The organism is Mycobacterium sp. 050128 (assembly GCF_036409155.1).
In the GTDB taxonomy this organism is placed as follows: domain Bacteria; phylum Actinomycetota; class Actinomycetes; order Mycobacteriales; family Mycobacteriaceae; genus Mycobacterium.
The window spans coordinates 12319-30426 of sequence record NZ_JAZGLW010000009.1 but is presented as its reverse complement, the minus strand read 5'-3'; the positions used below and the strand labels follow the sequence as shown (position 1 = coordinate 30426).

Annotated in this window: 14 protein-coding genes and 2 pseudogenes; 7 read left to right on the top strand and 9 right to left on the bottom strand. The window is 62.2% G+C overall.

Annotation, left to right across the window (positions count from 1 at the left end; genetic code table 11):
- Nucleotides 1-283: 283 nt before the first annotated feature.
- Nucleotides 284-2104 (top strand): hypothetical protein, encoded by a 1821-nt coding sequence (locus SKC41_RS30210; RefSeq protein ID WP_330981358.1) that lies wholly within the window; start codon nucleotides 284-286, stop codon nucleotides 2102-2104.
- On the opposite strand, the gene SKC41_RS30205 is transcribed toward SKC41_RS30210, so the two are convergent.
- On the bottom strand, nucleotides 2065-3165 hold the full coding sequence (locus SKC41_RS30205) for a methyltransferase (protein ID WP_330981357.1): 1101 nt from the start codon (nucleotides 3163-3165) through the stop codon (nucleotides 2065-2067). The two genes, SKC41_RS30210 and SKC41_RS30205, sit on opposite strands and share 40 nt — an antisense overlap.
- A gap of 83 nt (nucleotides 3166-3248) precedes the next feature.
- A pseudogene (locus SKC41_RS30200) lies at nucleotides 3249-3656 on the bottom strand (thiol-disulfide oxidoreductase DCC family protein); the annotation flags it as partial.
- Nucleotides 3657-4082: 426 nt separating this feature from the next.
- On the opposite strand from SKC41_RS30200, the gene SKC41_RS30195 reads away from it, so the two are divergent.
- Nucleotides 4083-4880 (top strand): pentapeptide repeat-containing protein, encoded by a 798-nt coding sequence (locus tag SKC41_RS30195; protein ID WP_330981356.1) that lies wholly within the window; start codon nucleotides 4083-4085, stop codon nucleotides 4878-4880.
- Between the two features lie 556 nt (nucleotides 4881-5436).
- On the opposite strand, the gene SKC41_RS30190 is transcribed toward SKC41_RS30195, so the two are convergent.
- Nucleotides 5437-6795 carry a carotenoid oxygenase family protein gene (locus SKC41_RS30190; RefSeq protein ID WP_330981355.1) on the bottom strand — a complete coding sequence of 453 codons (1359 nt, stop codon included), beginning with the start codon at nucleotides 6793-6795 and terminating at the stop codon, nucleotides 5437-5439.
- 450 nt (nucleotides 6796-7245) lie between these two features.
- On the opposite strand from SKC41_RS30190, the pseudogene SKC41_RS30185 reads away from it, so the two are divergent.
- Nucleotides 7246-7362 (top strand): annotated as a pseudogene (locus tag SKC41_RS30185) (glycosyltransferase); the annotation flags it as partial.
- A gap of 37 nt (nucleotides 7363-7399) precedes the next feature.
- Here SKC41_RS30185 and SKC41_RS30180 read toward each other — a convergent pair.
- Nucleotides 7400-7798 (bottom strand): VOC family protein, encoded by a 399-nt coding sequence (locus tag SKC41_RS30180; protein WP_330981354.1) that lies wholly within the window; start codon nucleotides 7796-7798, stop codon nucleotides 7400-7402.
- A gap of 876 nt (nucleotides 7799-8674) precedes the next feature.
- On the opposite strand from SKC41_RS30180, the gene SKC41_RS30175 reads away from it, so the two are divergent.
- Nucleotides 8675-9892, top strand: a complete 1218-nt coding sequence (locus SKC41_RS30175; RefSeq protein WP_330981353.1) for an RES domain-containing protein — start codon at nucleotides 8675-8677, stop codon at nucleotides 9890-9892.
- 203 nt (nucleotides 9893-10095) lie between these two features.
- Here SKC41_RS30175 and SKC41_RS30170 read toward each other — a convergent pair whose 3' ends face one another.
- The 3 genes from SKC41_RS30170 to SKC41_RS30160 form a co-directional block, all read right to left on the bottom strand.
- Entirely contained in the window at nucleotides 10096-11652 is a 1557-nt protein-coding gene (locus tag SKC41_RS30170) for an AlbA family DNA-binding domain-containing protein (RefSeq protein WP_330981352.1), read from the bottom strand.
- A 379-nt stretch (nucleotides 11653-12031) separates the two neighbouring features.
- Complete coding sequence (locus tag SKC41_RS30165) at nucleotides 12032-12832, bottom strand: MlaE family ABC transporter permease (protein WP_330981351.1); 801 nt, start codon at nucleotides 12830-12832, stop codon at nucleotides 12032-12034.
- Nucleotides 12833-12841: 9 nt separating this feature from the next.
- Nucleotides 12842-13399 carry a helix-turn-helix domain-containing protein gene (locus SKC41_RS30160; protein ID WP_442931871.1) on the bottom strand — a complete coding sequence of 186 codons (558 nt, stop codon included), beginning with the start codon at nucleotides 13397-13399 and terminating at the stop codon, nucleotides 12842-12844.
- Between the two features lie 122 nt (nucleotides 13400-13521).
- On the opposite strand from SKC41_RS30160, the gene SKC41_RS30155 reads away from it, so the two are divergent.
- Together SKC41_RS30155 and SKC41_RS30150 are read left to right on the top strand one after the other, a co-directional pair.
- Nucleotides 13522-14940, top strand: coding sequence for an ABC1 kinase family protein (locus SKC41_RS30155; RefSeq protein WP_330981349.1), 1419 nt, complete (start codon nucleotides 13522-13524; stop codon nucleotides 14938-14940).
- A gap of 452 nt (nucleotides 14941-15392) precedes the next feature.
- A complete protein-coding gene (locus tag SKC41_RS30150) occupies nucleotides 15393-16103 on the top strand; it encodes a class I SAM-dependent methyltransferase (RefSeq protein WP_330981348.1) in 711 nt (236 codons plus the stop codon).
- 110 nt (nucleotides 16104-16213) lie between these two features.
- On the opposite strand, the gene SKC41_RS30145 is transcribed toward SKC41_RS30150, so the two are convergent.
- Nucleotides 16214-16732 carry an alpha/beta fold hydrolase gene (locus SKC41_RS30145; RefSeq protein WP_330981405.1) on the bottom strand — a complete coding sequence of 173 codons (519 nt, stop codon included), beginning with the start codon at nucleotides 16730-16732 and terminating at the stop codon, nucleotides 16214-16216.
- 40 nt (nucleotides 16733-16772) lie between these two features.
- Entirely contained in the window at nucleotides 16773-16904 is a 132-nt protein-coding gene (locus SKC41_RS30140) for a hypothetical protein (RefSeq protein WP_330981404.1), read from the bottom strand.
- Between the two features lie 501 nt (nucleotides 16905-17405).
- On the opposite strand from SKC41_RS30140, the gene SKC41_RS30135 reads away from it, so the two are divergent.
- On the top strand, nucleotides 17406-18044 hold the full coding sequence (locus tag SKC41_RS30135; RefSeq protein ID WP_330981403.1) for a maleylpyruvate isomerase family mycothiol-dependent enzyme: 639 nt from the start codon (nucleotides 17406-17408) through the stop codon (nucleotides 18042-18044).
- Nucleotides 18045-18108 lie beyond the last annotated feature (64 nt).

Sequence of the window (18108 nt, the reverse complement as noted above, 5' to 3'; positions counted from 1 at the left end):
ACTCGCTACTTCCCCTGGGTACGAACCGAGCCTGTTGGCGTGCATGGTTTCTCGTGATCCAGCGTCTTTCTTACGGTGGCAAAATCGATTGGCGACGCGCACTCCCCCGCTGCTGGCGAGTTACGAACACCACAGTGCACGTACCGCGTTGACGCGATATAGCGCCGGCGCGCAGCACAGGCATATGCGATACTAGGCACTGTTTGGCAACGCCAGCGTGAGGGCGTCGTACTTGCGTCGACTGTTATCCATACCACCGTTGTCGTCGCTTACAGTTCGGTTTGTGGCGTTCAGTGGTGTGACCTTGAGTGTGCGCTACACCTGGCGCGTGCCGGAGCCGATCCGCGAGCAATTGCGCCTCACACATGAGTTGCGCGAAGAGCTGGTAGCCATCCGCCTAGCCTATGAGGCCGATCTACAGGCGATCTGGTCAAGTTTCCCCGCGGTGGCCGCGGCCGAAGCGCGCATTACCCAAGCCCAAGAGGCGTGCAACGTAGTGTCGGGTACCGCCAAAGACGAACGGGGGCAGTCGAAGCGCAGCACTCGGCGCAGTCCTGCCGAAACTTCAGCGATGTCGGCTCTTCGTGAGGCACGCCAGCAGCGGCGCGCAGCGATCACCGAGGTTCGCGCTCAGGCCGCAGGCCCACGCGCGGCGCGAACTGCGGCGTTCAACACCGCGCAACGAGCCCTCTACCGAACCTATGTCCAGGATCGGGGCCTGTTCTGGTGCACCTTCAACGACGTGGTGGCTCAGCATATCGGTGCGGTGAAACGCCTTCGCCAGCAACGCATCACCCGACCCGGCGCGACCCTACGCCACCACCAGTTTGACGGCTCGGGAACGATTGCTGTGCAACTGATTCGCCGCCGCGACGACCCGCCACGTTCCCCAGCAGTAGTCGCTGCCTTAGATGGTAAGTACCACAATTACTTTCAGCTTCCGTGGATCGATCCCGAGGTGTGGAACCAGATGTCAGCGAGCGACCAACGGCGTGCCGGGCGAGTCGTTGCCCGGTTCCGTTACGGCCGTGGCGCCGACGGGCAGATGCTGCTGGTGGAGCTGCCCGTCCAGCAGCATCGCCAACTGCCCGCTGACGCCGACATCACCGGTGCGCGACTGACCATCCGCCACACGCCAGCGGGACCGCGCGCCACTCTCAATGTCTCAGCCACTGTGCCCGATCCCGACACCCGGCGCACCGGCCCGGCGGTGGCAGTGCATCTGGGTTGGCGCCGCGGCGCCGACGGGATCATCGCGGCCACGTGGAGATCGACTCGGGCACTGAATATTCCGGAGGATCTTTGCGCCGTCGTGGTCGCCGAGACCACGCGGACTGGGCGGCTCGTCGTGCCCGCGACCCTCAACGATGGGTTCGCCCGTGCGGATCAAATCCGGGCCCAGCGCGGGCAAGCTACTCGCGCGCTACAGCTATCCGTTGTGACCTGGCTGGCCAAACACGGGCCGATCGACGATCCGCGCACGCCCGGCGGCGTCCTGGATGCGGCGACCGTCGAACATTGGCGCGGCGCAGCGAAATTCCACGCGTTGGCTCGGGCTTGGGCGATGGCCCCGCCGGCGGATGCCGAGTCGATCGCGGCTCTACTTCTGCGCTGGCAGCGCCGCGATCTCACACTGCGGCGCGGACCGGACCTCGGCCAGAGGCGTCACGCCATCGCTGCCCGCGACGATCTCTATCGCCGGTTCGCCGCCATGCTCGCCAGCCAGGCCAAAACCCTTGTGCTGGATGATTTGTTGCTGCCTGAACTTACCGCCGCATCCGTCCCGCGACCACGTGCAGCCCACAAAGGCGCCGCCGCGCGAACCGTGGTGGCACCCGGACGGCTGCGTACGCTCATGACCACCGCCGCTAAGCGCGAGGGCTGCGCCGTCAGGGAGGTCGGTCGCTTTGGGCTCTCCCGCATCCACGGGGACGGGTGCGGCTACGAGAACCCCGCTGATGCGCGGTACCAGTCCGCGACGGTGCACTGCGACGGCTGCGGCCAAGACTACGACCAAGATCATGCGGCCACTGCGTTGATGCTGCGTCGGGCCGGCGTTAGCCGTCATGGAGCGAGGGCTTCGACTAGCATCGTCGGCCCGTAGTGGCGGACTCGGCCGGGTATGAGCCCGACGTCGCCCATCAGGGCGTGCACTTGCTGCGGCGAGCGTTCCCGCCCGCCCTGGCAGGACACCAGCATCAGCACGTCGGCCATCGCGGACACCGTGTTCAGCTGGCCTGGTCCGTGGTGCATATCGATCGTGACCAGCCTCGAACCGGGCGGCATGGTGGCGCGGACGCGCTTGAGGATTTCGCGACAGGCGTCATCGTCCCAGTCGTGCAGGATCCATTTCATCGTGTAGACGTCGGCGTGGGCGTCGAGCTGACCGAAGAGGTCGCCGGCACGGCACTCGATCCGGTCGGTCAATCCTCGCTCGCGCAGGAATGCGTCTGCGTGTTCGAGGACCTCGGCTGAGTCGAGCAAGATGCCGCGAGCGTCAGGCCGATGGTCGAGGATGGCTGCAAGCATGTGCCCGACTCCGCCCCCGATGTCGCAGATGGTTCCGCGTCTTGGCCATGGATAGGTCCGCACGATTCCGGCAAGGTCGAACTCGGACAGCTGGCGCATCGCGTCGGCGAACGTGGCTCTCATATCGGGGCGATCGTCTAAGTACTCCCACAGCGACTTGCCGAATGCCTTTTGATATCCCGAGGTTGGGGCTCCCTCGCGCAGCTGGGCGTCGAGGTGTGCATAGGCGGCCGCGGTGTCAGGGTGCGCGAAGTAGGCAGCCCAGGACGCGATCGATTTGGGGTGTTCTCGGCGCAGCGGGGCGCCGAGACTCGTCAGGCGCACACGGCCGTGACGGTCCAGCTGCATCAGCCGCGAGGCGATCGCGGCGTTGACGATTCTGACCGTCACGTCAGGGTCCAGGTCCAATTGGTTTGCGAGGTCGACGGGATCACGCGAACTCTTGCCGAGGGCATCGGCGAGCCCGGAGGAGACCAGCACGCCGGCGATCTTCAGCTTCTGCAGCCCCATCGTCACATCGAAGAACAGCGCGAATTCTCCGGGCACCGCGGCATCAGCGAGATCAAAGACACGACGTCGAGCACCCAGGGCGGCGCGCGCGACCCACAGCGGTAAGGGCAAGACGGGCAAGCGCATCGAGATACCTAACCGAGCTTGCCACGATAGTCAGAGAGAACTGTGCCAGTGCTGATCAGCGTTTCCAGCTGGTAAGTCGCATCGAGGAAACGAGTGCGCGCCTCGGCTGTCGGGATGGGACAGGTGTGATGCTGGCCGCCGATGCGGTAACGGAAAGCCGCGAAGCGCTCATAAAGCCGATCGCGCACCGCCGGCGGAATCACGTATGCCGCCAGCGCCAATTTCCACCACCCTCCGAGGTAGGCAGCGACCTGCAGCAGCGCTGCAGACCGGATATCCACGGTCTCGTCAGGCTGTCCCGCGTTGCGGACGTAGACAGCGGAATCGACGCCCTCTAGCTGATGGTGGCGGGACCTGATGTCGCGAGCGAAGTCACTGCCCAGAGAGGCGAATCGCAGCGTTCCATCACGGTCGAACCGAAGAATGGCGCGCACCGCGCTATTGCAGACCCCGCACACACCGTCGTACAGCAGAACTGGCGCATTCGGCAGGCTCTGTACCGCACTCACGTGAACCTCCCCCCGAGGAAGCGATATCGCCCACTCCATCATCGCAAATCGCGCCGCAGCAGCGACATTCGACCTAGCTCGAATGTGGCGGCGTCGATGGCTGCCCGGATTTGCTCACGGCAACGACAGAAACCGCGTCGCTGCCAACCGGTCGATCCCGCTGCGGACCGGTTGGCTATCGGAGCTCGAGGTGGATGCTCACGCGACACGGGTAGTCCGCTACTCGTGTGTTTGGCCGTGCCCGACTGATGATTGATAGGTATGAGCCCGTTGCCGGCGGCATCACGTGAACCTCGCGATCAGGCTGCTGCCGGTCGGCTCTCTCGCGGCCAACAGCGTCTGCGGCTGAGGCGACCAGCGCCACCTGCGAGCCGCCGGCAACGCACGATGGCTTCCGTCCGGCGGGGAGTGAACCGGCTGTTTGGCTGGAGCGGCTGGCCGAGGCTCGCTGCGATAGCCACGGCACTCACCGCTGTCGCAGCATTGTGGTTCTCCGCTCAATCCCTGGGTTCCACTCAAAAGCAGTACGCCCTGTCCGAGCAGGGCCAGGTCACTGACCGATTCACGAAGGCCGTTGAACAGCTCGGCTCCGACAAGCTTGATATCCGGCTAGGCGGCATCTACTCGTTGGAACGTCTCACCCGAGATTCGCCAGCAGACCGCAGTGTGATCTTCGAAGTACTCAGTGCCTACATCCGCACGCACGCCGGGCCAGCAGACAAATGCAACGCCTTGTCAGTCCCGCTGGCCGACGTTCAAGCCGCCCTGGCGGTAATAGGACGCCGTGATCGTGCGGCACCGCAATTCGAGAGAATCGACCTCCAGACCACCTGCTTGGCCAACGTGATACTGACGAGGGCATACCTCGACGGGGTGCTGCTAAACGCGTCGTACCTGGTCGGCGCATGGTTGCCATCTGCAAGCCTCGTCGACGCTGGCCTGCTGATGGCCAACCTGAATGCGGCGAAGTTCACCGATGCGAATCTGACCGGCGCCGACTTGAGCATCGCGAACCTCTACTACTCGTCCTTAGATCAGACAAATTTGACCGGCGCAAAACTCTATGCCGCAGACCTTTCCGACGCGAACTTGATCGGCGCGACCTTGGCGCGTACGGACTTGGGAAACATTTACTACAACGCGACGACGAGATGGCCCGAAGGATTCACGCCGCCGCCCAGCCGACCCCGCAAAGACCAGACCTGACCGCAGCTAGCGCTAGATCGACGGCCGCAGTGCCTAGTACAAGGGTTGACTGCGACGGTGCCGTGCCATGCGGTCCTGCGTGGAGTCAAGAAGCCATGACGAATCCCCCACCGGGGGAGCGGCACTCAACACCCGCGACAGCCCAGACTGGCGGCTGCCCCTGGTGTGATTCATCTGATACATCGCGCAAAGCTGCAGCAACTGCTCCGCACTTTATCGAACAAAGTTGCGGCGCCGAGCAATACAGAAGGGCAGCGGGCCACAACCGGGAGCTTCACATACGACAACGAAATGAGTTGTCCCACAACAGGGATAACGAACACGGAGAGGCTCATATTCTGCGGTCCTCGCACTCGGGACACGCAGCCTGTCAACGGTCTCTGAAAATTGACCCTCTGGGGGTCTCGTGAAATGACCCACCGGGGTGGGCGCCCAACCTGGCAAAGTACTGCTCGGTTGTTGTCCGGGACCGACACGGCCGGTCCCGGACGCATGACCAACCGTGATGTTGGTGGGGCGTGGGAGCGTCACCGTTTGGCCCTGTTCATGGGAATTCTCATGCACCGATAGCGCGGGAAGGGATCCAGTTGCCGTGGAAGCCGTTGGGTATGCGTACTGGTAGGTGGATCTCGGCGATTGGCCTGGTGAGCGGGTCTGCGGCGTCGAGAATCACAAGGTAACTGGTGGCGTCGCTGCCATCGTGCACGAATGTCATCAGGTAGCCGTCGTCTTCGCTAGCCCGAATATCGGTGGAAGGGACGAAGACAGCTTCTCCGCAGCTATGTCCTTGGGGAAAACGAAATGTCGTTCGTGTTCCGTTCCACAGGTCGTATTTGTAGATCTCGGATGAGTTCGGCTCGGCCTGCAGGGCGAAGCTGGTGGTGTAGCCGAATCGGTGTGGCTGCCCACACACCGATTCTGAGATCCTTGGGTATTCCGAGGCGGTGTCATCCAGAGGGGTTTCGGTGACGGCGCCGGTGGTGAGATTGAGGGTCCAGCGGTGCAGTGTCGGCATACCGCCGGTGACGTCGTCGGGTCCTTGGCGCCAGAGACTTTCGACGCGGGTTCCGGTGATGACGATTGCGCCGCCGGCTTCGTAGGCGTTCATGGTGTGCCACACGAAGCAGGAGTCGACGTCGAACCACCGGATGGGAGCGGCCTCGTCGCGGCGTGACATCACACCGAATCGCGCTTGGTGGTAGGGGTCCCAGCGCCACGGCGGTGCGCCGGCGGCTGCCGCGGAAACGTCGAAGACCACCGGCAAGTCCATGAACACGACGTGCTCGGCGGTGATGGCGAAATCGTGCATCATCACCGCAGCCGGCAGATCGATATCCAGTGACGTGCGCAGAATGCCCTGGGAGTCGGCGCGGTAGTAGGTCAGAAAGGGTGGGCGTAGGCGATACCCGAAGAACAGCAGGTCTCCGGTCAATGGGCAGGATTTCGGGTGGGCGGTCATCGGGCCCTTCAATGCCCCGTCGAACGTGTATGGGCCAACGGTGTCCAACAGTGCGGTGAGTGCGTAGGGCAGGCCACCTTCTTCCAGCGCGAGTAGGCGGCCGGCATGTTCAACGATATGGGTGTTGGCAGTGTTCACGCGATAGTCGATGTCCCCGGTTTGCGGGTCGAGGGCCAGCGCGTAGCGCGACTGAGTGGGGTTTTTGTAGAGCGGGGTGCGGATGAAACGGTTGCGGTACCAGGTGGCGTTGCCGTCGCGCAGGCAGACCGCGTGCACCATGCCGTCGCCGGCGAACCAGTGTGGCGAATGGCCGGTGCGCGCGTTCGGGCCGTTGCGGATGAACGTTCCGGACAGTCCGTCGGGGATTTGACCGACGATACGACTGGGTACAAGCGTCGCTTCTTCGGCGACGGGAATGTTATTTCCTGCCAAATGTATTGGGACGTCCTGAGGCATTGGATCTCCTTGCGGCGGGCCGATATCCGCTCGGAGACCGAAGGTAGGCCCGCCTGGCCGCGATATCCAGGCGGGTCAGGAAAGAATTTTCCTCAAGCTCACAGGTCATGACATTGCTCACATTTGCCCTCGTGCACCAGAGGTTGGCAGCACGCTTTCGCGCCCATCGCCGAGGGGTCGGACCGATCGATCACAGCGTGTGGTGGGTCTACTGTCGGCGGCCTGCAGACTGGTTGCTTTCAGACTCGACAGACGATCGGGCGTAGCCCAAGACGGACAGCGTGTGCTCGTTGATTGCGCACCGTTGATGGGGGAGGCCGACCTCACGGTCGCAGCGCGCGACGCCTCCCCTTTCAGTATGCACCGGCTGGGTGGTCTTGCCGCAAGGCCCCCTCATTGGTGCAGACTTGCTGTCCGGCAACACTTTTGACGAGATAGCAGCAGATCAGGATGCGCGCAGTATTATCGACGATCGGTTCACGAGGCGAGGCTCAGCCAATGGTGGCCCTAGCCGTCGCACTCAAAGACGCTGGCCACGAGGTGGTGGTGTGCGCGCCGCCGGACTTCCACCAGGACAAGTCGCGGCGTGGGACGCCACCGTTGGCTATGACCGATCCGGTCCAAGGAGGTCCCATCGGTTCCCGGCGATGTCGAGGAAGACCGCGACACGTCCATACGGCTCTGCGCGGGGCTCGGTCACGAATTCAACTCCGCCGCAGACCATCCGGTCATATGCGACCTGAAAATCATCGACCCGCAAGAAGAACCCGACGCGGCCCGCGAATTGCTGCCCGATCGCAGCGGCTTGCGTATCACTGTCTGCACGGGCGAGCAGGATGCCAGTTTGGGCCCTGGGCGGACGGACCACGACCCAGCGTTTCGGGCGGCCGTCATTGGTCAAAGCCGGTGAGTCCTCGACCAGCTCGAACCCAAGCAAGTCAACGAAGAATGCGATGGCGGGGTCGTACTCCTCCACAACGATCGCCATGAGGTCGATGCGCATCTGCCGAACATAGCTCGACGGCACACGGTCAATGCGCACAAGCTGCGCCCTCGGCTTGACTCTTACCAAGATCGGACGTCTGTAAGGGTGTTACCCAACCTTGGCTAGCGGATTACGATTCGTTTGTGGCGGATCCGATGATGGTCCCGTTCCTGGTCTTAGCGGTGGTCACCGCCGTGTGGGCCGTCCTGCTCGTCTTCTTCGTCGTCTACCAAAGGCGGTCTAAACGGCAACCTCATTCGACGGCCAGTGCACGTCGGCCGGGGGTGAGCTGGCAGGTCGGTCGGTGGGACACTGACCCTCGCCATGCGTACGTCGCCAATGTGGGAGAGGACACCGCCTACGAGGTCAGCGTGACGGCGTGGGACCGAGTTATCGGGACAGCGCAGAGCGTTCCGCCGTATAGCACCGATCGCCTGTCGTCATCGTCGGGACTCCCGTGCTACGTGAATTTCTGCGCCGACGACCGACTCAAACGTCAAATGATGGTTGGCACGCACAAAGGAACGCGGAATGCAGAGGTCAGATCTGTTGATTCCGATCGACCTGGATTCGTTGTCCGAGTCAACTGGCGCTCCGCACACGGCGAGTGGTTCACGCAAAACTGTCCGGTCTCAGTGAATCTGGCGGTCTCGTGATGGGAACCGTCAGCTTGATCGAGACACGTTGACGCCGGCCAGTCTTCATCTGAGATGGCGGATCGGAGTCGGCGTCTGATCACCCCGACGGCTAACTGCGCCCATCCGGAGGATCGGGCGGCCTTGCACTTACGGCCCTAAGACCGCGGATAGATTCCCGAGAGAATAAGAGACACCATGAGCTGGGGCTTTGTTGGGGACGCGACGATCGCACGCGCCCCGAGAAGGAAGGGACGTCATGGCATCGGAGGAGCGGTTCATCGAGACTGGGCGGCTTGTGTGCGTCGAGCACTTCACCAGCCAAACCGCGCGACAGTGTGTGGCAGACAGCGCCGAGGCACAGACCGTTGACGCTGGGCGTCCACTGGAGTGTTTCGCTTGTCAGCGCACACCGGCGGGTTCTCTGGACACCCTCATTCAGCTGGTCCTAGAGAAAGCGAGCTGGCTGTATCAGCCGTATGAAACCAGCACGGCTGCCGGCCGTTTTCACAAAGAGTTCGGGGATCAATCCGCGGATACCTACCAGATGATCGAACTGCTGACCGGAGCCGATGATCCAGCATGCGTAGCGATCGTTGAGGCGTTGGACGGTAGCGAGTGGATCTCAACCTATTGGGAGAGAGGTGATTTGAGTGAGCAGGTCATCGCCGACTGGGAGGAATTTACCCTTGTGCTCCAGCATCGGGCACGTTTCACAGTACTGGAATATCTCCTTGAGCATGAGCCGCAGCTCTACACCGTTGTGGCCGGTACGCTAGCGCAGTTATCCGATGCATCGCTGCGGACCGTCATCCCTGCTGGCACTGCAGTCTACCGATCTAGGACGCACGAGGGACTGGATGCGGAGCATGCCACTGTCGACCAGATCATGCCACCGCCGCCCACGCTCGCAAGAGCAGGCCGGATGAATCCCGCTGGGATCCCGCTCTTTTACGCAGCACAGGAGGTTGAAACGGCCCTGGCCGAGGTCTTTGGCCATTCTCCGACTTCGCCGTATGCGGTCTACGGCGCCTTCGTCGCCGACGCTGATATCGTCGTGCTGGATCTGACGGGCGCACCATATCCGGTTGATTTCCTTACCGGGGATCGTGAACAGGTCACTCAAACAGTGTTTTTGAACCGCTTCGTCGACTCCATCTGCCGCCCGGTCGATCCCGCGGCCGACCCGCAGGGCCTCAACTACCTGCCGACGCAGTATCTCGTGGAAGCCATTCAGCGCAGCACCGGTGTGATGACAACGCTCCCGGCTATCGACGTCGATGGGATCGCCTATCCGAGCGCAGTGCACCCAAACGGGCGCAACTTGGTGCTGTTTGAAGATCGTTTGTCCCTGCCGACTACCGATGCGAACCCAAAGTTGCCGCTGACACTCCCTGGCAGGCCACGCCTCACGATGACCGCCTGCACCTGGCGGAAGGCCATTCCCAGCTGGGTACCTGTGGCGGGATGGCCGTAATCGGCGGCGAGTAGCGGACCGTAACAACATTGTTGCTCGAAGGGCGATGTGCACGAATGTGCATGTACGCGACCCGGCGCAGCGTCTATATGAACGCAAGGGCTTTGAAGTTCTTAGGCTAGGCCGCGGTCAGCTGGGCCTGGCAACGTTCAAACAGTTCGCTGAAATGCGCCTGTCTATCAAGGCATCGTCGCGACGGGGTGTCAGAAAGGTCCGTGGCGCAGCTCCGCCACGGTGGCCGTCCACACGGTGTCTACGGCTTCCTGTAGCCGTTTCTTTGATCCCCCGAACAGACCGGCTTCTACGGGTGGCCACTGATCGCCCGCGCTTCGTGCATCCGCCAACATGTGCGCGACCTGAGTCTCATCGAAGGGGTGACTCTCGGCCGCGTGCGTGACGAACAGCCCCAGCCAGGGCTGGTCGAGGAGGCCTGGGTTACGTTGAGCCGCCAGATCGGTGACTATAAGGCAGAAAAAGATCTCGGCGGCATCGAACAGCCTGAGGTACTGGGAATCGGTGTGGTCGGGAAAGTACGTCCGCAGCGCATCGAACAAGAAGGCCGAGACTGCGTAGACCGGTCGGCGCGGAAGTCGACCCGCTGCGAGGGCGTCCAGCAGCTGTTCGGTGAGTACACCTGTCTGGGCGGCACGCAGGGCAAGTCCGAGATGCCGCTCGTGGCCGACAATCTCCCAGGGGCCAGCCTTATCGAGGACCGCCACCTTGCGGTTCGTAAAAAGGGACCAATCGACGGTGGCATCGACGGTCAGAGCGCGGATGGCGCCGTAGTTCTCGTGTTCAACTGCCGCGATCGTGCCAGCGTACATCGTGAGCGTCGCTGGCAGCAGTGCCAACGCCTCCAGTTGTTGGTTTCGGACACTTGTGATGAGCGAACCACTCTCTTGGACAAGCGGTCTCGGCTCGGCGAGTGCGGTGATGACCTGTCGATACTCGACTTCAAGCGAAGTGCTTTCGACCCGACAGCCCTCGATGACGAGAGGAAGCAAAGGCGACGCGGCCTCGCGGTAGCCATCAGCGATCTCGACATATCGGGTGATCTGCTCCGTCGGCACTCGACTGGCGAAGCCGGGTGGAAACTGTTCAGGGTCGCTGCATACGTTGATCACACCGCGGGCGGCGCTGCGCATCAGGCGGCCAGCCAACCGGTAGTTGCCGCTACCGATCGCCTCGTCGAACGCGTCGCTGTCAGAGACCGGAGGGTCCTGCAGGAGCCGGTTCTGCAGCTCGTTGAGTTCCCGATGGGTTGCTGGCTCGGAGCCGGAGATGCCGCGGCGGAAAACGGTTCCGGACCTGTAGCTTTCGTAGTCCTTGACCAGGGAGTGGATCCGGTGGCCGGGATGCGGCGGTGCGACCGTGATGATCAGGACGTCTTGCCCGTGGAATTCGACGTAGTCGACGTCCCAGTGTGGTCCGTCGACGTAGGTTCGCAGCATCCCGGCGAGATCGGCCGCGTCGTGCACCGCGACGCCGCCGAGCACGCCGTCAGGCGCAACGCCCACGACGAGGTACCCTTCGCCCTCGCACTCGCGGGCCGCGTTCGCCGGGTCGCGATTGGCGAAAGCGATGATCGCTTTGGCCGCGCTCACCTTGTCCTTCGCCTTGGAGAAGTCCAGGGTGCTTTTCCACTCCACCCAATGGGTTTCGGGCGTCGAGACCGAAGTGGCGTAATAAATCGCTTCGACGAGTTCGCCGAAGCGATGGCTGTGTCGAAATGACACATTCATGTCGAGGTTGAGACCCATAGCGGTCGAGCATATTCCGACGCCGCGTTAGGAGCATCGGACTGGGGGACTGCCGCGGGCAAGACCAACCTCGCAGACTGATTCATGGATGCGGATGGATGGCATTCCCACTAATGACGCAGGCCACACGGGAAGTGGGCATCTCGGTCGCACTTAATCCGCGCTCGTCCCCGTCGCGTCGTGTGGCGCCAAGTGATGTTGTGTAGCAACGCAAGTCAGAATCTTAGGTGGAGCCGAGAGCCCTACAGCGTAAGCCGATTCTTTGGCCGCACGGGGCGGTTCGATGATTACTACGTTTCGTGCTGGCCGCCTAGGTGACTTTGGCCAGGCGCGCAGCGGAGCCGCTGAGGTAGTTGTAGACCGATTGCCGGCTACCCGCTCAGTGTCCGGTGCCGAAACGTACGCCGATGCTGGTGAGCACGACGTTGACAGCGAAAAGGGCGACCACGCATAGCACGACGGTTTCGTTGACGGCGGTGCCAAGGCCTTTGGAGCCACCGCGGACGGTGAGTCCGCGGTAACAGCCGACCAAGCCGGCGATGAGACCAAATGATGCTGCTTTGATCATCGCGATGACCACTTCTGGCAGGCCGGTGATGGTGGTCAGGGTGGCGAGATAGGCGCCGCGCGACACGTTTTGCAGGTAGACGCCGAAGAGGTAGCCGCCGATTAGGCCGACGGTGATGACTAGTCCGTTGAGCAGTGTTGAGACCAGGGTTGCGGCGATGACCCGGGGCACAACGAGCCGGTGGATGGGGTCGATGCCGAGCACTTCCATCGCGTCGATTTCTTCGCGGATGGTGCGAGCACCGAGGTCTGCGCAGATTGCTGTGGCCCCGGCCCCGGCTACTACCAGCACCGTGACCTGAGGCCCGAGTTGGGTGACCGCACCGATTGCTGCGCCTGCACCGGATAGGTCGGCGGCACCGAACTGGGCCAACAGAACGTTGAGGGTGAAAATGAGAAGGACGGTCAGCGGAATCGCGACCATGATGGTCGGCAGAAACGCCACCCGCATGATGAACCAGCATTGCTGGACGAATTCGCGCCATTGAAATGGCCGACGGAACAGCGCTTTTCCGGTCAGCACGCACATGCGAAAGAAGCCGCCAACCATTGTAAGAGGGGGTGTCAAACGGTCGCGCAGGTAACCGGTGAGCGTCTCTGACGTCGTGACCATGATGGGCTCCTAGCGCAGTGATTCGATCCGACGCTCCAGCAGGGCTGTCCATTCGGCGACGTATTGCTCGTCGGGCAGATCTGTTGCGGTAGCGCCGAATAGGGTGCGCGTCGCGCGTTTACCGAGCAGTGCGTTGACCGCGACCGCGGCGACGGTTGCCGCACCCTGCTTGTCGACTGCCGGGACCCAGCTCTGCACCCAGTTGGACAGTTCGGCGTAGAGCCCGTCGAACAGCGCGGCGTAGGCATCGGTGAGTCGGGCTTTAGAGCGATTCGACGGAACGCGGGAGGCGATTTGTAGCAGTTGTGTTTCCTCGTCGAGCACGGCGAGCATGTATCGCCCCAGCATCGTCAGTTCACTTCGCAAGTCGCCGAGCCCGGCGAACAGGGCGCGGATGTCACGCAGGGCGTTGCGGCGGTCGAGCTGGCGGTCGATGCCCGCTTCGAGAAGGGCTTCCTTGGATTTGAAGTGGTTGTACAGCGCACCTGATCCCGGTGCCAGGCCAGCGGCGGCTTCAATTTGGGCGACGCTGGTTTCTTGGTAGCCCTGCTCGCTGAACAGGCGCATCCCTTCGGAGACCAACCGATCCCGTGTAGGCACTTCACTCACTTGTGCTCCATAAGTACGCACTTACCTCAGATAACTTGATACTGTAGTTGCTGAATCGCATTGCCGCTAGGACTTCAGTCATGGGCACGCAGGATCCGCTACCTCAGGGCAGGCTCCGCCGCGCCCTGCCAGTGGCAGGATTGACCGCGCGGACCGCAGGTGGCGCGGTCGTTGCCACACTTCGCGCGAAGACCGGCGATGCCGACGCGATGGCGAACTTTCACGAACGCGCCGCGGAACGCTATACCGAGCTCCTCGGCCATTCCAAGGGTGTGCTGATGAAAGCCGGCCAGCTGCTATCGATGCTCGACAGCAGTGCCATCGGCAGCGGCGGCTTTTCGCCGTATCAGAAAGCATTGACGCGACTGCAGGCCGACGCGCCACCTATGGATCCAACCCTGGCCAAAGAGGTCCTGTGTGACGATCTGGGTCGCCACACAGACGAGGTTTTCGCCGAATTCGCCGACCAACCGATGGCGGCCGCATCAATAGGGCAAGTCCACCACGCGGTTCTGCACGACGGCAGACACGTCGCGGTCAAAATTCAATACCCGGGCGCGGCTCAAGCGATCCGCCAGGATCTGGCCAACACCGAACTGCTCGCGGCGTTTTTTCAACTCGCGGCTTCAGTGTCGGGTGTCGCGCTGCCGGCCAATCCTCGGGAGGCGGCGCACGAGATCGCGGCGCGGATCTTCGAGGAAACCGACTACCGCCAAGAGGCGGCCAACATCAACGCTTTCAGTCAGCTCTACCGCGGGCACCCCTTCATCCGCATCCCCGAGGTCATCGACAAGGCATCCGGTAATCGGGTACTGACCATGACCTATCTCGACGGACTCGACTGGGCCGCGGCGCAACAAGCTGACCAAGAACTCAAAAACAGGTGGGCTGAAGCCATTTGGCGGTTCGTTGGCGGTTCCTATCGGCACGCAAATCTGTTACACGGCGATCCCCATCCTGGGAACTATCGCTTCGGTACGGACGGCCAGGTCGGATTCCTCGACTTCGGCTGCGTCACCGTAGTTTCCGAGCGCAGACGACGGCCCTTCGTTGAGATGGTTCGGGCGGCAATTGACGGACGCAAGCACGATATGCACGCCTTGATGATCAAGGCCGGCTTGTTCGAGGCCGATTCCACATTGACCGCCGATGAGACATATCAGTTGATGGCGGAAATCGGATATGAATTCCTCGCGCCCCAGCCAGTAACATTTACCCCCGATTCCCTAGCGCGCGGGATCCGTGGCATGGTCGATCTGCGCTCGCCTAACCATCCTGTTCGTCGCATGTCGGTCCCCGACGACTTGGTCTTCTTCTCGCGCCACAACCTGATCATGAACCCACTCTTTGCCAGGCTGAAAGCCACCCTGCACGTCCGCGCAATCATGGACGACATGGACGGCGTCGCCGAACCGATAACTCCGCTCGGCAAGCAGCATCACAACTGGCTGCGCCAGCGTGGCTTACCGTTTGGGCTAGAAATGCATGACCATCCCTAGGCCTCGATTGGCTACGGCCCGCTGACGAGCTACATGCCTGCACGGCTTGGTGGAGCGGCGACTCGCCGGGAAATCGCGACCGCGTCCAAGCGACTCACTCTGTGAGACAACGCAAGTCCTCCGCGGCGGGGCAGTGTCACACGCAGACCTGGCGTAGCGGCATGACAAGCGTTGTGCGAGCACATAATACTGCGCTGGCAAATTTTCGGCTGAGAACATATTGCCGAATTATGTTGGGGTACAACATAATTACGAATACGGAATACTTCTCTGGATATCGGTGATATCAAGATGTATCGAATTCTTCGATCACAATGTCTGGCTGTTCTTGCTGGAAGACAACTCCGCGAAGGCATCTGAAACCTGACCCTAGTTGAGGGCGTTTCGCCGCGGCGGCAACGGGGGTCCAAGGCCGCAGCAATTCGGCGTCGGAACTAACCAAGGGAGGTACGATGCCTCAGATGGTCTCTGAGTCCATTTACGCTCAACACACTCAGGCGTATGCGATGCATACCGAGAATGGCGTCGTCAACGCTGGCTACGATCGGCCGACCATCCTTGAGCTGTGCGGCGACCTGCGCGGCAAACGTGTGCTTGAGCTGGGCTGTGCAGCCGGGGCGCTGACTGATCAACTCGCGCTACGCGCAGCCGACGTCGTCGCCGTGGATCGCGAGCCGCGACTTGTCTCAGTGGCCAGGAAGCGACTCGGCGGTCGTGCACGCGTCGAAGTCGCCGACCTGGAGCAACCACTGCGCGTGGCAACCACCGCGAGCAAGGATCTCATCGTGGCGTCATTGGTTCTGCATTACGTCGAACATTGGACGCCACTGCTTGCCGAAGTGGGGCGGATCCTGGTGCCGGGTGGCACGTTTGTCTTCTCGATTCACCATCCGATCACGGGCTGGTTGCTCTCCGATATGAGCGACTATCATCGCATTGAAATAGTTTCTGAGACATGGGATTTGGGTGGGCATGCGGTCCAGGCTCAGATGTATCGGCGGCCGCTGTCGTCAGTCTTCGGCGAACTGCGGAAGGCGGGGTTTGTGATCGATGCTGTGGCCGAGCCGCGAGTAACTGATCCGGTGGGCGATGCCGATAGGCAAGTCGTCGCTGTACTGCGAACCCAACCCGTATTTTTGTTCATACGCGCAGTCCGGAGCTAATGCGGACTTGGAGCCCGCACGGATGTAGGTGAGCAGGTCTCCGCCGGATCGAGAAGCTGGGATCGGATATAAGGACACCGCAAGGTGGGCGCCGCCAGAGGCCGCACCGGCTAAGCACGGTAACGGTGTTCAATCGCGAACTGACGGATACAAGCATTCACCTCGTCAGGAGCCTCGGCCGGCAACGCGTGTGAGGCGTCAGGCCATAGGCGATATCGCCATGCGGGCACCACCGACTGCATCCGCTGAAGCCCCTTCGCTGAATCGTGAACAGTGTTGCCCGCCAGAAGAACTTGGACCGGAAGATGCACTGAACGCAGCAGACGATCACGAGGGAAAAGCAGTAACGGCGTGCGCAAGGGCGGCGCGAAGGCAGCGAATCCGGCCACAAACAGGCCGGCAAGCATATCGACGGAACTGCCTGGTGCGGGGTGACCCGTCACCCACGTGGCGGCGCGTCGAGCTCGTACGGAATGCGGGCGCGCCAACAGCAGCGCAAGATTTCGCCAGAACCTTGCAGAGAGTCGAGCCACCGTGTTGGCCGGATCAACCAGTGTGACCGTCGCCAACCGACGGGGCGCCCGCGCCGCTGTATGTGTGGCTAGCCAACCCCCATACGAATGCCCCACCAGATGCACATCGCGTAGCCCGAGCCCCTGCAGAACCGCGTCAATGTTGCGCGCACAATCTGCGGGGTTTCAACATCGTTTTCGACTGAATGCTTGCTCCCGGCTGACCCAACACATCCATCGCATATACGGTGAAATCGCCTGTCAAACCCGCGACTTGCTCCCACCACATTGCCGAGGTCAGGAAAAAGCCGTGTATGAGTACGAGGGGCACACCGCGGTCCGGCCCGTGCTGATACACGCGAACGGTGCCGAACTTCGTTGGAACATCGTGCACGACATCCGGCCGCGGACTCAATGCCCGCAACTCCTCATACTCTGCCAAATAGTGCCGTCGTGCGTCCGCGCTCTTGAACCCACCGTCAGCCAAGCCCAACAAGGAACCCCTCCGGTCAACGCGACGATGCACCACCGAGGTCACGGTAAGCAGGGGATCGGCGGCCAGTCAATTAACCCGATCCCACGCGGATGGATCAATTTTCCGTCGACATCCCTGCTGGTTTGACAACAACCAATCCTGGTTCGGTCTTGGTGGGTGCAGCCTTGGGGTCGACGCGTGGTCTCGCATCAATGTCATCGAGTCAAAGGAATTAGGGGTGCCCCGGTTGCGATCGCTCCATGGCCGCTGCGATCACCGCGCGCGCATCTCAGCGATAGAGTCTTTCTCGTGCGAGTGGACCGCGAGTGTGTCTTCGCCGCTGTCGCGAACGAGCGGCGACTGATCGCGCTACTGGTCGAAGGCTTGGACGATACCCAGTTGGCGACGCCCAGCCTGTGTGCCGGCTGGGACGTCAAGACCGTGGCGGCCCATCTCGCTTCCTCGGTCGCCGACGGTTTCTCGGCGGCCGTGAGGATGGCTTTGCGCCGCGGCAGCCTGGATCGCGCGATCGCTGACCTCGCATGCCGTCGTGCGCGGCTGCCGGCTGCCGACATCGTTACCATCCTGCGTCGGCGCGCCGATTGCCGCTTGAGTCCGCCGGTGTTCGGGCCGGTGGCACCCTTCGCCGATATCTTGATCCATGGCGGCGACATCAGGATTCCCCTGAGCCTCCCGTTTGATCCCGATCCTGAACAGGTGGGACTTGCGCTGGATTTCCTGACCGGGCCATGGCCGCTTGGCTTCGTGCCCCTGGGCCGACTGTGGGGTATCTCGTTGCACGGCACCGACATCGATCGATCCTGGGGTAAGGGAGCCGAAATCCGCGGTCCCGTGTCAGCCTTGATGATGGCCGTCAGCGGCCGCACCACACTGCTGGACAACCTCGACGGGCCCGGACTACCTCTACTGCGCCAACGGCTGCTGTCCGCTTGACCGCGGGCACGGTTGCCGACGTGGTGAAGCAGCTAGTGATACTCGCATGGATAGTGTTTCGGGG

Bases quoted from the DNA above. Each gene is read 5' to 3' on its own strand.
- SKC41_RS30190 (WP_330981355.1), bottom strand. From the start codon at position 6,795: ATGCCTCAGGACGTCCCAATACATTTGGCAGGAAATAACATTCCCGTC.
- SKC41_RS30165 (WP_330981351.1), bottom strand. From the start codon at position 12,832: ATGGTCACGACGTCAGAGACGCTCACCGGTTACCTGCGCGACCGTTTG.
- SKC41_RS30205 (WP_330981357.1), bottom strand. From the start codon at position 3,165: ATGCGCTTGCCCGTCTTGCCCTTACCGCTGTGGGTCGCGCGCGCCGCC.
- SKC41_RS30180 (WP_330981354.1), bottom strand. From the start codon at position 7,798: ATGCGCATCGACCTCATGGCGATCGTTGTGGAGGAGTACGACCCCGCC.
- SKC41_RS30160 (WP_442931871.1), bottom strand. From the start codon at position 13,399: ATGCGCCTGTTCAGCGAGCAGGGCTACCAAGAAACCAGCGTCGCCCAA.
- SKC41_RS30150 (WP_330981348.1), top strand. From the start codon at position 15,393: ATGCCTCAGATGGTCTCTGAGTCCATTTACGCTCAACACACTCAGGCG.
- SKC41_RS30175 (WP_330981353.1), top strand. From the start codon at position 8,675: ATGGCATCGGAGGAGCGGTTCATCGAGACTGGGCGGCTTGTGTGCGTC.
- SKC41_RS30140 (WP_330981404.1), bottom strand. From the start codon at position 16,904: ATGTGGTGGGAGCAAGTCGCGGGTTTGACAGGCGATTTCACCGTATAT.
- SKC41_RS30155 (WP_330981349.1), top strand. From the start codon at position 13,522: ATGGGCACGCAGGATCCGCTACCTCAGGGCAGGCTCCGCCGCGCCCTG.
- SKC41_RS30170 (WP_330981352.1), bottom strand. From the start codon at position 11,652: ATGGGTCTCAACCTCGACATGAATGTGTCATTTCGACACAGCCATCGC.